The following is a 13,752-nucleotide window of genomic DNA, read 5'->3' as shown; positions in this document are numbered from 1 at the left end:
GGATTCATGAAGGTATTGAGCGGCCTGAGGCGGGCGGAACACGTTCAGGCGGGCAGTGGCCTGGATACCGTCGCCGGTGAGGTGGCATTCGAACACACCCATGCCGTTGTCGTCTTCCAGGGAGCGCAGGCCATGGATGCGCAGTTCGGCGCCGGCCGGGAAGCNCTCCACGTTGCATTCGAATTTACGGGTGCCGAGCAGGAAGCCCAGCTCCACCGCATCGCCGCGCTGGCGCGCATGGCAACCGGCGTAGGCGGCGACGCTCTGGGCCATCAGTTCGATACCGACCCACGCCGGCAGGCTGCCGTCGGGGCGGTTGAACAGGCCCCCGGGCTTGACGGTGAGGCGGGTGTGAATCTGCTCGTCATCGAACGCCAGGATCTGATCGATGAGGATCATGTCGCCAGCGTGCGGCAGCAGCTCGGCGAGNGGCCAATCGATCATGGGGCCTCTCCGATAATCAGGCTGACGTTGTTGCCACCGAAGGCAAAGGAATTGCTCATCAGGTAGCGAGGTGCAATGGACGTCAAGCGATGGTCCGGGGTCACCCACTGCAAGGCCGGCAAGTCGGGGTCGGGCTGACCGTCCCAGATGTGTGGCGGCAGGAGGTTTTCCCGATTGTCCGTGCTCAGGCTCAACCAGCAGAACGCCGCTTCCAAGGCGCCGGCGGCGCCGAGCGTATGTCCGGTCATCGGCTTGGTGGAAGAGCAGGGCACGCCGTGCGGGAACAGGGCCGAGACCGCCAGGCTTTCCATCGCGTCGTTATGTTGGGTCGCGGTGCCGTGCAGGTTCAGGTAGCCGATTTGCTCGGGCTGCACCTTCGCGCGGTTCAGGGCTTTGCTCATGGCTTGCAGGGCGCCCCGGCCGGTCGGTTCCGGCGCCGAGATATGGTGCGCATCGCAACTGGCACCGCTGCCGAGCAAGGCAATNGGNNNGNGCGCGCNGGCGNTTTGGTCATCAGAAACAGCACCGCTGCTTCGCCGATATTGATGCCGTTGCGGTTCACCGAAAATGGATTGCAGCGTTNANNGGAGACGGCTTCCAGGGCCGAAAAGCCGTTGAGNGTCAGTTTGCACAGACTGTCGACACCGCCGCAGATCACCGCGTCGCACACGCCCAGGTCCAGCAGGCGCTGGGCACTCATCAGCGCGCGGGCGCTGGAAGTGCAGGCGGTGGAAATCACATAAGCCGGGCCGCTCAATTGCAGCCAGTCGGCCAGGAAGTTCGCCGGGGCGCTGAGTTCCTGTTGCTGATAGTCGTAGTCGGCGGGGAATTCATGTTCGCGAATGTAATGGGCCAGGCCACGGCTGGCCTCGTCGATGCCGGAAGTGCTGGTGCCGAGGATCACGCCGATTCGATCGCGGCCGTAAGTCTGGATCGCTTGATCAATGTCATCGCGAATTTGCAGGGCGGCTTCCAGCAGCAATTGGTTGTTGCGGCTGCTTTGCTTAATCAGTTCCGGCGGGATCGGCGCCAGTTCGCCACGCACCGCCGCCACCGGCAACGACCGCTCCGGCACCCAGCCGGATTCGCTGCGCATGCCGGAGCAATCGCCGGCAAACAGGTTGCGGGCGACTTCCTGTTTGTCGCGACCCAGGGCGCAGATCACCCCGAGGGCATTCAGGTAGGCGGTCATGGCGTCTCCCCGCTCAAGGGCGTCACCAGGTACTTCGGACCTTTAGGCAGGCTCAACTCAAATCTCAGCGGTTGCGAGTAATGCACGTCCCAGCGAGTGGGCAGGGAACGTTGCGAGCCATGTTGCCAGGCGTCGGGGTAGTTGCCCTGCAATTCGCCTTGCGGGGTCAGCGCGAACATTAATGCGGCGAACAATTCCCGTGCTTCCGGATTCGGCGGCAGCAGGCCGTCGGCTTGCCACTCGCCATCGATCAGTTTCTGGCGTGCCTGCGGAATGCCCAACAAGTCCATCATCGACCAGCGAATGCCGGGACCTTCACGCGCAATCACCAACACCCAGTCCTGACGCTGATCAGCCAGCAAGCGCTGAATGTGCAGTTGCTGCGGCAACGGCAGGTTTTCGGTTTGCCCGGGCAGCGGCGCCTGGCTGGCGCAAGCGCTCAGCAGCAGGAGGCAACCCAGAAGCAGGTAACGGATCATGTGACATCTCTTGCGCAAAGTTCCGACAGCACACGCAGACGACGCTTGGGTTCGCTGACGAACGGATTACGCTCGTCCCACGCATAACCGGCGAGGATTGCGCTGATCATCCGGCGAATCTCCGGCGAACTGCCCGGGTGGAAAATGACGTCCTGGAAGGTCCCGGCGTACCAGCCTTCGACGTAGCAGCGGAACGTGTCGACGCCGCGCTTGAGCGGTGCAGCGAACTCGGTTTGCCAGTCCACTGTTTCGCCCTTGAGTTGGCGATGCAGCAGCCCGGCGGCCATGCTCGCCGAACGCATGGCGATGGTCACGCCAGAGGAGAAGACCGGGTCGAGGAATTCCGCCGCATTGCCCAGCAGCGCAAAGCCCGGGCCGTGCAAGGTTTTGACGTTGGCCGAGTAGCCGCCGATGGTGCGGGCTGGCGTGTCCCAGACAGCGTTTTCCAGGACGCCGGCCAGGCTTGGGGTTTCAGCGATGAAGCCGCGCAGGCAATCGTCCAGATTCTCCATACGGCCTTCGAAGTGTTCGGCGGCCGCGACCACGCCCACCGAGCAGCGGCCGTTGCTGAACGGAATGGTCCAGAACCAGATGTCGCGATGGATCGGATGGGTGGTGATAAGGATCTTTTCCCGCTCGAAGGTCGGGCTGTCGATATGGTCTTCGACGTGGGTGAACACCGCCTGGCGCACCGGGAAATTCGACGGTGCTTCGAGGTCCAGCAGACGTGGCAACACGCGACCGTAGCCGCTGGCATCGAGCACAAAATCAGCTTCGACACGGTACTGGCTGCCATCCTCGCGCAGCACGTCGAGCTGCGGTTTCGGCAGGTCGAAATCGGCGCTGACAATGGCTTCGCCATAACGAACGTCGACGCCTTGCAGCGCAGCCTGATCGGCCAGCANTTTGTCGAATTCGCCCCGCTGCACCTGGAAGGTGGTGGGCTTGCCGTTGCTGAACGTGTCACCGAAATCAAACGCGCTGTAGCGCTCGCCCCAGGCGAACGCAGCGCCGTTTTTCANCTGGAACCCNGCGGCCTGCACGGCGTCGAGCATGCCGGCTTCTTCGATAAAGTCCATGCAGTGCGACAACAGGCTTTCACCGATGGAAAACCGTGGGAAATGTTGGCGTTCGATCATCAGCACGTCGTGGCCTTTGCGCTTGAGCAGCGCGGCGGCAATGGCGCCCGAAGGACCCGCGCCAATGACAACAACCTGGCGACGTTCCATTTCAACTGTTGGCACGGGGGCTCCTTGCCGGGGCGGCGATATTCAAAGGGGTTTGGTGCATGCCGGCGAGTGCCGGCAGCAGTGTGGCGATCAGGCCCATCACCATCAGCGCGAAGTACAGCGCGGGGCTGATGAGCTGTTGTTGCAGCAGCAGGTTGAGAAAGACGATCTCGCTCAAACCGCGAATATTGAGCAGCAGGCTTTCGCGCCAGCGACTGGCGCCCTCAAACGAAGCGCCGGCCCAGCCGAGGCCAAGCCAGTTGCCCAGCAGTTTGCTGGCAATCGGCAACAACAGCAGCGCTGCCAACTGCACCCAGCCGAGAGTGGCCATGGCGGCGTGGACGTTGATCTGCACGATGCCGAAGGTGAGGATCAGCGGGATGGCAATCCATGTCTGGAGCCGGTTCATCCAGATCGCCGGCAATGGCAACACCAGCGGCACTTTCAGCGCGGCCATGCACAGCAGATAACCGATGCCGAAAATCAGTGCATTGAGCTTGAAGTGTTCGGCGACCACCAGCAGCGCAAAGAAGCAGCCGCTGTGCAATAACGGTTGGCGCAAACCCAGCAAACGCAGAAGCAGCGGAAGGCAGGCGCCGGCCAGCGGCAGCAGCAGACTGCTCAGGTGCAGACTGCCCTGGGCGAAGCCGAACAGGGTCCAGCATGCCAGGTCGATGAGGATCGCGGTTTGCACCAGCCGCCGGGTTGCGGCGGGGGGGTAATTGATGTGTCGCAGGTAGAGGTACAACACCGGGATCGCGGTGATGGCGAACACCAGGCCCACTGCCAATGAACTGATCCACGGCTGCGCGGGTAACAACCAGACCGCAGTCGCCAGACCGCAGACAAATGGAATGCAAAAACTCGGCAGGGCGATTTTCAGGCTCTGGCGATCCAGCCGCAGGTCGATCACATCGCTGAGGATGTTTCCCAGCAACAAGGCAAAACCGAGGCTGTAGAGGTTTTTCAGCCACACCGGTGAGATCAGTTCGGCGCCACTGAGTTGCCAGCCCGGCTCGATCCAGAAGTACATCAGCAGCGGCAGGCCGAAGGTCGCCAGCAGCAACTGGCTGACGATCGGGATCAGGCCGAAGTGTCGACCCACACGGGTGGCCACGGCGAACATCGTCAGGGCCATCAGCCAAAACAAGGCGATCATCATGCTGCAGGCTCCACGACGGCGGCGGCATGCACTTGGCGTCCGGCCCACGGTGCCAGGATGAAACTGAACGCCAGGCCGAGGCTCACCGACAGACCGAAGTTGCTCACCGCTGGCGTGCTGGACACGGCCAGCAAACCGAATGACAGCCATGTGGTCACCGCCGCCAGCAAGGTGCCCAGCAGGCTCACGGCGGCGCCGCCGATCTGCTCACGCATCAAGATCGCGTAGTCGACACTGATGGCGGTGACCAATAGCAGGCCGAACAGGCTGAACAGCGTCAACGGCTGGCCCAGCCAGCCCAGGCTNGCCAGGCTGCACAACGCGGCCAGCAACGGCAGCGAGACGATGCGCAACGCACCACCAAAGCCAAACGGCAGGATCAGCACCAGCACGATCAGCACGCAGGAGGCGAGTTTCAATTCAGCGGCGCTGATCTGAGTTGCAGCGAAAACATTGTTCAATTCACCGAGGCGATCTACCAATTCGACGCCCGGCAAATCCAGCGCCTGGACGCGCAACAGCGAAGGGTTGTTCAGGCCTTGCAGACTGACCATCGCCGCCACGCCGTCTTCGGTCTGCCCCAGCCATAGGGTGCGATAAGGTTCAGCCAGCGGACCGGCCAGCGCAGCGTCGATGTCTTCGACGGGCAGCGACTGCAACTTCACAAGCTCCGCTTGCAACGCTTCTGCCGGCACGCCGAGGTCGAGTAACGGTTGCCAGAACTGCGGCAACTTGCTCAACGCTTCCCGCACTTTGCGCTGCTCGCTCGGCTGGCTGACCAGTTGATTGAGCGACAGGTAACCCTGGAGTTTTTCCAGGTTGACCAACTGGTCCAGACGCTCGCTCAGTGCGGTCTGACGCTCGAGCAGTTCCTGTTGATTGGCCGCACGCACCAGGAAGAACTGGCTGGTCGGCTGAAAGCCGGTGATGCGCGCAATGGCCTGGGCTTCGTCGGTCAATTGCTGCGGTGCGCCGATCCACTGGCGGATGTCGTTTTTGCTGTCCAGTTGCAACAGACCACCGACGCAGAAGGCAATCAGCAGTGCCAGTAACACTGGCGTACTGACGTGTTTGAGCAACGCTTCGCGCAGGTTCAGCAAACACTCGCAGATACGCAGCGGCCATTGCGCCGGCCGCAGGTTCACGCCCTTGAGCAGCGCGGGCAACAGGCACACGGCGGAGAGGTAGGCACCGACTAAGCCGGCAGCCGAGAACACCGCGATTTGNGTCAGNGCCGGGAACGGCGTCCAGGCCAGCGCCAAGTAGCCGATGCAACTGGTCGCCAGGCTCAGGCTCAGCCCCGGCAGGGTCAGGCGCAAGGCCGGCCAACTGCGCCACGGCTGCAGGCTCCAGCTTTTCGACAGATAGTGCAGCGGGTAATCCACCGCCACGCCGATCAGGCTCGAGCCCAGCACCAACGTCATCACGTGCATGTGACCGAACAGCGCCACGCATGCCACCGCACCAAACAGCATGCCCACCAGCACGGGAACGAAAGCGAGCAAGACACGCCAGCGCCGGAAGGCCAGCAACAGCAACAACAGAATGCCGACGGTGGCACCGCCACCGACCCATGTCATTTCACGGGTGGCCTGTTGCTGACCGTTGGCGGCGTACAACAGACCGCTGGCAGCGAGCAATTGCACATCGGCCTGGGCGGCTACTTTGCGGCTCTGTTCGAGCAGGTCGGCCACTTGCAGCGGCAGGCTCATGTCGAAGGCATTGCCCGTGGTTTTTGCCCGCAGCAATACCCAACTCTTGCCGTCGGCATCGGCGACCAGCGCTCCGCTGCCGATNTCCAGTTGTACCGAACCGTGTTGCGGCTGGCTGTTCTGGATGCGCCCGGTGAGGCCCAGCCAGTCGTCCTGGCTCGGCACCAGGCTGAACCCGGTGAAAGGGTCGAACAGTGCTTGCACGCGTTGCTGGATGAAGGCGTCGGGGTGGTCGATCAGCTGTTNGCGGTCCATCGCCGAGAGCATCGACAGTCGGCCTTGCAGTAATTGGGTGCGCAGCGCCGGCAAGTCGGCTTGCAGGTTCCACTGCACCTTTTCAAACAGGCCGCTGGCTTGCCAACGCTCGCCTAGTTGTTGNGCCATGGCGATGGCTTGCGGGCGATCCTTATGACCCACCAGCACCAGCATTTCCCGGTTCAGCGGTTCTTGCATACGTTGTTCGGCGCGCTGTTCCAGCGCGTCCGGCGCCGTACCCGGCACCAGTTCCATCAGGTTGGCCGACAAAGGTGCGCCGTCGCGCCATTGCCAACCGGCGAGCGCGAGCACCGCCAGCAGCAGGATCAGAAACAGCCACGGAAGTCTGCGTTCACTCGGCAAAGTCATGTTGCTCCGCGTCGCTCAACGGTTGGGTGCTGGTGCTGTCCTGCATGCGCAAAAGGGTGCTGTCGCCCTGGGTTTCCAGCAGTTCGATGCTGTGCACCAATTCGCTGCCGGTGATGTTGATCTGGTTGAACACTTGCTTGAGCAACAATGAGCGAGGGATCAGCGTCAGTTTCCAGTTCTGCGCGTCGCCGCTCAGGGACAGTTCGAAGTCCCGTTGCAGCCCGCTGCTGTCGCCTTGGAGCACGGCGAGGAACAGGCGATTCTGCTCGGCGCCGGCGCTCTTGTTCGGCAGCAGTTGCCAGCCGTTGGCGTCACGTCGGGCAATGCCCTGGGCGCTGATGCGGTAATCCTGTTGCAGCGGGGTTTTCAGCAACCAGAGCAGGCCGTGGTCTTTGGCGAGCACGAAGGTGCCTTTGCTGACCAGTGGCTGCGGCAAGGCGCGCAGGTGTTTTTCCTGGATAAAGCTGCCGTGGATCACGGACGGTTTTGCCAACTGATCGCTGAGCTGTTGCAGATCGAACGCGTGAGCCATCGAAGACAAGCCAAGCAGCGCCAACGCGCCGAGGTATTTGAAAAACGGGTTCATGCCAGCATCCTTTCAACGGCATCGGTGAAGATCTTCGGTGAGGCCAACTGCATTTCGCGGCTGCTCATATCGACGGCCACCTGTACGGAACTGGCGCGGGTCAATCGCTCACCGGTTTGCAGATCGCTGATCAGATAGTTGATCTTCAAACGGTTCTCCCACTCCACCAGGCTGGCGCGCACATTGATCGTCTGGCCAAAGGTGGCGCCGCGCACGTAGCGCAGCTGCATGTCGATCACCGGCCAGGCGTAACCCGACTCGAGCATCGCCGTGTAGTTGTGGCCGATCATGTCCAGCAGCGCGCAGCGCGCCACTTCCAGGTATTTGACGTAATGGCCGTGCCAGACCACGTTCATGGTGTCGACGTCAAAGAACGGCACGAGGATCTCGGTGTCGCAATGCAACACGCCCTGGCTACGCATGCAGCCTCCAGTGTTGCTCGGCAATACGTTTGAGGCACAGGCGCAGTTCGCCTTCCAGTGCGCGGTCTTCGATGACCGGCGGGAAGTCCTTGGCCAGTTCTTCATGCATGGCGGCCAAGGCAGGTGGCAGCGCGCGTGCATCGTCAGCCTGGGCGCGCAGCCACACGCCCTGGTTGGCGGCAAGCAGCGTCGCGGCGGCGACCTGCTCGGTCAGCTCCAGCACGCGGATTGCATCGCGGGCGGCGATGGTGCCCATGCTTACTTTGTCCTGGTTATGGCACTCGGTAGAGCGCGAGAACACGCTGGCCGGCATAGTGTTTTTCAGCGCTTCGGCGGTCCACGCGCTGGTGCCGATCTGCACAGCCTTGAAACCGTGATTGATCATCGCGCGGTCAGCCGTGGCGCCGGAAAGGTTGCTCGGCAAGCCATGGTTGTAACGCTCGTCCACCAGCAGTGCGAGCTGGCGGTCGAGCAGGTCGGCAACGTTGGCCACCAGGGTCTTGAGGCTGTCCATGGCGAAGGCGATATGCCCGCCGTAGAAGTGCCCGCCGTGCAGCACGCGTTCTTCTTCGGCGTCGATGATCGGGTTGTCGTTGGCGCTGTTCAGTTCGATTTCGATAAACGAGCGCAGCCAGTTCAGGCTGTCGGCCAGCACGCCAAGGACGTGCGGCGCGCAGCGCAGGGAGTAGCGGTCNTGCAAGCGATGCAGTGGTGCGGTCGGCGCATCAATTGCCAGATCCTTGCGCAACCAGGCGGCGACTTGCATCTGCCCCGGGTGCGGCTTGGCGGCGAACAGGCGCTCGTCGAAGTGTTCCGGGTTGCCTTGCAGCGCCACCACGTTCAGCGCGGTGATGCGTGTGGCCAGTTGCAGCAGGTAGTCGGCACGGGCGAAGGCCAGGCAGGCGAGGCCGGTCATCACGGCGGTGCCGTTCATCAATGCCAGGGCTTCCTTGGGGCGCAATACCAGCGGCTCCCAGCCCAATTCGCGGTGCACGTCAGCGGCCTGGCGACGTTCACCTCGGAACATCACTTCGCGCTCGCCGGACAGGGTCGCGGCGACGTAGGACAACGGGGTCAGATCACCGCTGGCGCCCACCGAGCCTTCTTCCGGGATCAGCGGCAGTACGTCGTGTTCAAGGAAGGCTTGCAGGCGTTCCAGCAACTCCACGCGCACCCCGGACACGCCGTGGCACAACGACTGCAAACGCGCCGCGAGCACCGCACGCGTGGCCTGGGCGTCGAGCAGTTTGCCCAGCCCGCAGCCGTGGAACGTGTACAGATGACGGGGCAATGCCTCGACGTGATGCAGCGGCACCGCGACCACGCACGAGTCGCCGTAACCGGTGGTCACGCCGTAGATCACGCCTTCCTTGTCCAGCAACGAGTCGAGGAATCGCGCGCCCTTGGCGATGCGCTCGCGGTACGCAGGATCATCCTGCAACTGCGTCGGCACCTGACGGTTGGCCGCGGCCAGCACGTCTTCGATGCGCAAAGCGTGTTCGCCAAAGGTTACCGGCTCAAGATGCGTCGTCATCGGTCTTCCAGAAAGGGTAAAAGTTGAACCACTGTTGGGGCGCTTCCAGGCAGAACTGGCCCAGGCGCNCGGCGTAGCGCGCGGCCCACTGATGAATGACTTGTTCGCGGTCACTGCGTTTCCACACCACGGCCTCGGCAAACGGTTCGAGGGTCACTCGATATTGCCCCGTCGGTTTCTTCAGGCACATCAGCAGGTTGACCGGGCATTTCAACAGGCCGGCCAGCAGCCACGGGCCTTGGGGGAACGCGGCGTGATGGCCGAGGAAATCTACGCGGACCTTGCGCCCACCGTGCAGCGGCACGCGGTCGCCAGCAATCGCCAGCCACTCGCCACGCTCCAGGCGTTCATGCAGTTGCAGCATGATCACCGGGTCCAGTTCGCTGACCTGAATCAGTCGCAGATTGGTCGCGCCGGCCTCGCCCAGCAATCGGTTGAACTGTTCTGCGTGCTTGGTGTGCACCAGCACGTTCATGGTGACTTGTTCACCGATCTCGGCCAGCGCACGGCACACTTCGAGGTTGCCCAGGTGCGCGCCCACCAGCATCTGCCCGCGCTCGCCGCGCAGTTGCCCACGCAATTGCGCGGGGTCGTTGATTTCAATCTGTTCGATGCGCAGCTTGCCGTTCCACACGTCGAGTTTGTCGAGCATCGAATCGGCGAAGGCCATGAACTGGCTGAACACTCGCCAGTGGGTCGGACGCAAGTGCGGGCGTGCGCTCCAGTCCGCGAGGCGTTGCTGGTATTGCCAGGCACTGCGGCGGGCGCTGCGGCCGAACAGAAAAAAGTACAGGACGATGCCGTACAGCAGCGGACTCAGCAGCCGCCGGCCCAGCACTTTGGCGCCGAACGCGGTGAGCTTCATTAGCCAGAAACTGCCGCGCTCCTGACGGTCGGCCCAGTGCTGTTTATCTGCGTTGATGCTCATGCTCGCCACCGTCGCCAGAGGATCACCGGGGCCCGCAGCAACATGCCGAAGAACAGCCGGGTGTGCATGCTCGAAATCAGCACATTGTCGTGGAACATACGGAAATGCGAGACACCGTCCAGCGGGTAATGGACCTTGGTCGGCAGCCACTGCATCGGCTGATTGCGCCAGGCCAGGCGCACCAGGATGTCCGAGTCGAAATCCATGCGCTTGCCGATCTTCGCCGAGTCGATCAACGCCAGGGTCGGTGGTAATGGGTAGACGCGGAAACCGCACATGGAATCGCGGATCTGCAAGGAAAGCGTGTTGATCCAGACCATGACGTGCGTCAGGTAGCGGGCGTACAAACGGCCTTTCGGCACGCTGGCGTCGTATTGCGGATAGCCGCAGATCACCGCGTCGGGATGAGCGCGCGATTGTGCGATGAAGGTCGTGACATCCTGCAGGTCGTGCTGGCCGTCGGCGTCCACCTGCAAGGCATGGCTGAAACCCAGGCGCGAGGCTTCGCGCAGGCCGGTCATGACCGCACCGCCCTTGCCCTGGTTGGCGGCGAGGCGGATCAGGTTGACCATTTCGCGATGGGCCAGTTGGTCGAGCACTCTGGCGCAGGATGGATCGCTTGCATCGTCCACTAGAATGCATGGCAGGCCACGGGCGATCAGCGCGTCGACCACCGTGGTGATCGCGGTTTCGTGGTTGTAGACCGGGATGATTGCGCAGGGGTTATGCATCACCCGCAGCCTCCAGCAAAATCCGCCCACTGGAGCAGGTCGCGGTTTCATTGCGATAGGCGAAATACAATTTGCGGCGTTCCGGGTCGAAGCGCAGGTGTAACTCAACTTGATCGCCGGGGCGCACCAGTTGCTGGAACTTGAGCACTTCCATGCCGGCAAAGGTGGCGGGCAGGTCCATCAATTGCTGACCGAGGCTCAGCGCCCAATCCACCTGCACCACACCGGGCAATACCGGCGTTTGCGGGAAGTGTCCGCTGAAGTAGGCGAGGTCCGGCGGAACGGCCAGTTGCAGGCTCCATTCGCCATCGACTTCGATCTGTTCCAACACTTCCGGCGCTTTCGGGCGGGGTGCCAACAGCAAGGCTTCGACGTCGGCCTGAGGCAGCTTGCCTTGAGCGTTCAGGGGTAATTGCCGCAGCAATCGCCAGCGTCGTGGCAGGGCCAGGGCTTCGCAATGCTGGCTCAGGTGCTGACGCAATTCTTGCGTGACGGTGCGTCGGCCCTGATTACGCAAGGCATGCAGGCCTGCGTCCGTCAGCACCAGCAACGCGCCCAGTGAGGCGCGGTTTTCCTGGACCACACCGAGGCGCGCCTCGGCGACCCAGCAGTGATCCATCAACGCCTTTTCCAGCATGGGCAGCGAGATGCGTTTTTCTTCCAGTTTGACGATCCGGTCCAGCCGTCCAAGCAGTTCGAATCGGCTGTCGGCAGCGATTCTGGCGGCATCAGCGGTGTGTTCGATGTGGCCGGCCGGCAAGTAGGGAGAGGCGATCAGCAGGGCACCTTCGCTGTCCTGGCTCAGCTTGACCTCAGCAAACGGCTGCCATAGATCATGACCCTGACGCCAGGCGATGCCACCGGTTTCCGAGCTGCCAAGGATTTCCGTTGGCCATTGTTCAAGGCGCTCGTAAAGACTTTGCGCCGCCTCGGTCGGCAAGGCTCCGCCGGAGGAAAAGACCCGGCGAACCGCACTCAATGCCGGCCAGTCGAGGTTATCGCCCATGCGCTTGAGCAACGCCGGGCTGGCGACCCAGGCAAATTGCGGGTGCTCACGGCTGGCGCGCTGCATGTCTTCGGGGAAGGCCAGTTGTTTGCGCACAAAGGTACGACCGGCGCACAGCGGCCACAGCACGCGGAACAGCAAGCCGTAAATGTGCTGGGTGGCGACGCTGCCGATGATGCACGCCTGGCCCAGGTCCTTGCCCCAGAGTTGCTCAAGCGCCTGCACTTCATTGGCGANCTGGCGCAGGGTCTTGTCGATACGCTTGGGTTCGCCGCTGGAGCCGGACGTGCACAGGCTCAGCTGGCAGGTGTCCAGATCCAGTGCGGCGGGGGACAGGGGCGCATGCCGATAATCGCCAAGGTGCGCATCATCGGCCTGATCGGTCAGCCACAGATCGACTTCGCTCGACCAGCGTTGGCGAGTCTGCGGTTGCAGGTCCGCAGGCAGCAGCACACTGACCCCGGCACGCCAGGCGCCGAGCAGGGCAATCGCCAGCTGGCCGGCATCTTCAAGGTGCACNGCCAAACGCTGCACGCCCTGGGTTTGCAGGCCGGCCGCCAGGCTCAACGCCCGTTCGCACAGGTGTGCATGATTCAACGCCGGTTCTGCCGTAACGGCACGCTCCGGCTGTGCCTTGAGCAACAGCTGCTCAAGTGATATCCAATTCATGGGTGGCCTCGTACCCGTTGTCGTATGAGCCATTCAATGGCAAACAGCAGGCCCATCAATCCATAGGAAATCAGNCCGTTGTACAACGTCCACCAGCTCAGCGGCGCCCACAGGGTGAGGGCGGCGGCGAGCAGGCCATTACACAGAAAAAACACACACCAGACGATGGTCACCTGGCGGGTATAAATAATCGCCTTGGCCGGCAAGTGCGGTTCGCGCAGTCGCGCCAGGCGTTCCACCATCGGTGGNCCATATTTCAGGCTCAGGCCAAACAGCGCCAGCATGAACGCGCTGATCAGCACCGGGTACCAACGCAGCAACAGCGGGCTGTCGAACAGCGCCAGCAACAGGCAAAAGCCGATCGCGGTGATCGCCATCCACAGGCTTCCGGGGCGACGTGCACCCAGCAGCGCCCGCNACAGCCACAGGCTGCCCAGCAGCAAGCCGAATTGCCACGGCGCAAAGTGTTCGGTGCCGTAATACACCGCAAAGGGGTACAGCAGCCCCGCCAGCAACAGGCCAAGGCCGATCAAGCGTCTCATGCGGCTGGACTGACCAGACGGTACACCGCCTCNACCACGTCATCGACGGTACGCACCGCCTTGAACTCTTCGGCGGCGATCTTCTTGCCGGTCTGGCGCTTGATATGGTCGATCAGGTCCACGGCATCGATGCTGTCGATTTCCAGGTCCTGATACAGGTTGGATTCGAGGCTCACGCGCTCAGGGTCCAGCTCGAAGAGTTCGACCATGGCGTTGCGCAGGGTGTTGAAAATATCGTCACGAGTTTGCATGGTCCGGTCTCAAGCTGCCTGTCTGGCCGTGACGAACGCCGCAAGGCTGGCCACGTTGGTGAAGTGATTGCGGGTGTCCTTGGCGTCGGCATCGATCTTGATGCCGTACTTTTTCTGAATCGCCAGGCCCAATTCCAGGGCGTCGACTGAATCCAGGCCCAGGCCTTCGCCGAACAGGGTTTGTTCGCTGCCGATGTCTTGTACGCTGATATCTTCCAGGCCCAAGGCCTCGATGATCAGT

14 protein-coding genes and 1 pseudogene are annotated in these 13,752 nt (G+C 62.5%); all 15 read right to left on the bottom strand.

What is annotated here, in order from left to right:
- Window positions 1-444: hotdog family protein (locus tag B7L09_RS15170; RefSeq protein WP_094469502.1), on the bottom strand; the 444-nt coding region annotated here is incomplete at its 3' end.
- A pseudogene (locus tag B7L09_RS15165) lies at window positions 441-1,636 on the bottom strand (beta-ketoacyl-[acyl-carrier-protein] synthase family protein). The gene B7L09_RS15170 and the pseudogene B7L09_RS15165, both read right to left, overlap by 4 nt.
- Window positions 1,633-2,115, bottom strand: coding sequence for a hypothetical protein (locus B7L09_RS15160; RefSeq protein ID WP_094469501.1), 483 nt, complete (start codon window positions 2,113-2,115; stop codon window positions 1,633-1,635). Before B7L09_RS15160 ends, B7L09_RS15165 begins: the two are co-directional and overlap by 4 nt.
- Entirely contained in the window at window positions 2,112-3,359 is a 1,248-nt protein-coding gene (locus B7L09_RS15155) for an NAD(P)/FAD-dependent oxidoreductase (protein ID WP_094469500.1), read from the bottom strand. Before B7L09_RS15155 ends, B7L09_RS15160 begins: the two co-directional genes overlap by 4 nt.
- On the bottom strand, window positions 3,346-4,506 hold the full coding sequence (locus B7L09_RS15150) for a cation:proton antiporter (RefSeq protein WP_094469499.1): 1,161 nt from the start codon (window positions 4,504-4,506) through the stop codon (window positions 3,346-3,348). Before B7L09_RS15150 ends, B7L09_RS15155 begins: the two co-directional genes overlap by 14 nt.
- Window positions 4,503-6,842: an MMPL family transporter gene (locus tag B7L09_RS15145; protein ID WP_094469498.1), complete on the bottom strand. Its 2,340-nt coding sequence runs from the start codon at window positions 6,840-6,842 to the stop codon at window positions 4,503-4,505. The genes B7L09_RS15150 and B7L09_RS15145 overlap by 4 nt, the downstream gene beginning before the upstream one ends.
- Entirely contained in the window at window positions 6,826-7,428 is a 603-nt protein-coding gene (locus tag B7L09_RS15140) for an outer membrane lipoprotein carrier protein LolA (protein ID WP_094469497.1), read from the bottom strand. Before B7L09_RS15140 ends, B7L09_RS15145 begins: the two co-directional genes overlap by 17 nt.
- Complete coding sequence (locus tag B7L09_RS15135) at window positions 7,425-7,850, bottom strand: acyl-CoA thioesterase (RefSeq protein ID WP_094469496.1); 426 nt, start codon at window positions 7,848-7,850, stop codon at window positions 7,425-7,427. The genes B7L09_RS15140 and B7L09_RS15135 overlap by 4 nt, the downstream gene beginning before the upstream one ends.
- Window positions 7,843-9,384: an HAL/PAL/TAL family ammonia-lyase gene (locus B7L09_RS15130; protein ID WP_094469495.1), complete on the bottom strand. Its 1,542-nt coding sequence runs from the start codon at window positions 9,382-9,384 to the stop codon at window positions 7,843-7,845. Before B7L09_RS15130 ends, B7L09_RS15135 begins: the two co-directional genes overlap by 8 nt.
- On the bottom strand, window positions 9,368-10,312 hold the full coding sequence (locus B7L09_RS15125; RefSeq protein ID WP_094469494.1) for a lysophospholipid acyltransferase family protein: 945 nt from the start codon (window positions 10,310-10,312) through the stop codon (window positions 9,368-9,370). Before B7L09_RS15125 ends, B7L09_RS15130 begins: the two co-directional genes overlap by 17 nt.
- Complete coding sequence (locus B7L09_RS15120; protein WP_094469493.1) at window positions 10,309-11,043, bottom strand: glycosyltransferase family 2 protein; 735 nt, start codon at window positions 11,041-11,043, stop codon at window positions 10,309-10,311. The genes B7L09_RS15125 and B7L09_RS15120 overlap by 4 nt, the downstream gene beginning before the upstream one ends.
- Window positions 11,036-12,718 (bottom strand): acyl-CoA synthetase family protein, encoded by a 1,683-nt coding sequence (locus B7L09_RS15115; RefSeq protein WP_094469492.1) that lies wholly within the window; start codon window positions 12,716-12,718, stop codon window positions 11,036-11,038. Before B7L09_RS15115 ends, B7L09_RS15120 begins: the two co-directional genes overlap by 8 nt.
- A complete protein-coding gene (locus B7L09_RS15110) occupies window positions 12,715-13,260 on the bottom strand; it encodes a COG4648 family protein (RefSeq protein WP_094469491.1) in 546 nt (181 codons plus the stop codon). The genes B7L09_RS15115 and B7L09_RS15110 overlap by 4 nt, the downstream gene beginning before the upstream one ends.
- Window positions 13,257-13,511, bottom strand: coding sequence for an acyl carrier protein (locus B7L09_RS15105; protein WP_094469490.1), 255 nt, complete (start codon window positions 13,509-13,511; stop codon window positions 13,257-13,259). The genes B7L09_RS15110 and B7L09_RS15105 overlap by 4 nt, the downstream gene beginning before the upstream one ends.
- 9 nt (window positions 13,512-13,520) lie before the next feature.
- The gene (locus B7L09_RS15100; protein ID WP_094469489.1) at window positions 13,521-13,751 is read right to left on the bottom strand and encodes a phosphopantetheine-binding protein; all 231 of its coding nucleotides are present in this window, start codon (window positions 13,749-13,751) and stop codon (window positions 13,521-13,523) included.
- Window position 13,752: the final 1 nt, after the last annotated feature.

This window comes from Pseudomonas mandelii, from assembly GCF_002251635.1.
Taxonomy (GTDB): Bacteria; Pseudomonadota; Gammaproteobacteria; order Pseudomonadales; family Pseudomonadaceae; genus Aquipseudomonas; species Aquipseudomonas mandelii_B.
The sequence above is the reverse complement of the archived record's forward strand: the minus strand, read 5'-3'. Positions and strand labels throughout refer to the sequence as shown.

What these genes read in the sequence shown, in the direction of transcription:
- B7L09_RS15140 (WP_094469497.1), bottom strand. Translation starts at nt 7,428, where the DNA reads ATGAACCCGTTTTTCAAATACCTCGGCGCGTTGGCGCTGCTTGGCTTG.
- B7L09_RS15150 (WP_094469499.1), bottom strand. Translation starts at nt 4,506, where the DNA reads ATGATGATCGCCTTGTTTTGGCTGATGGCCCTGACGATGTTCGCCGTG.
- B7L09_RS15160 (WP_094469501.1), bottom strand. Translation starts at nt 2,115, where the DNA reads ATGATCCGTTACCTGCTTCTGGGTTGCCTCCTGCTGCTGAGCGCTTGC.
- B7L09_RS15135 (WP_094469496.1), bottom strand. Translation starts at nt 7,850, where the DNA reads ATGCGTAGCCAGGGCGTGTTGCATTGCGACACCGAGATCCTCGTGCCG.
- B7L09_RS15120 (WP_094469493.1), bottom strand. Translation starts at nt 11,043, where the DNA reads ATGCATAACCCCTGCGCAATCATCCCGGTCTACAACCACGAAACCGCG.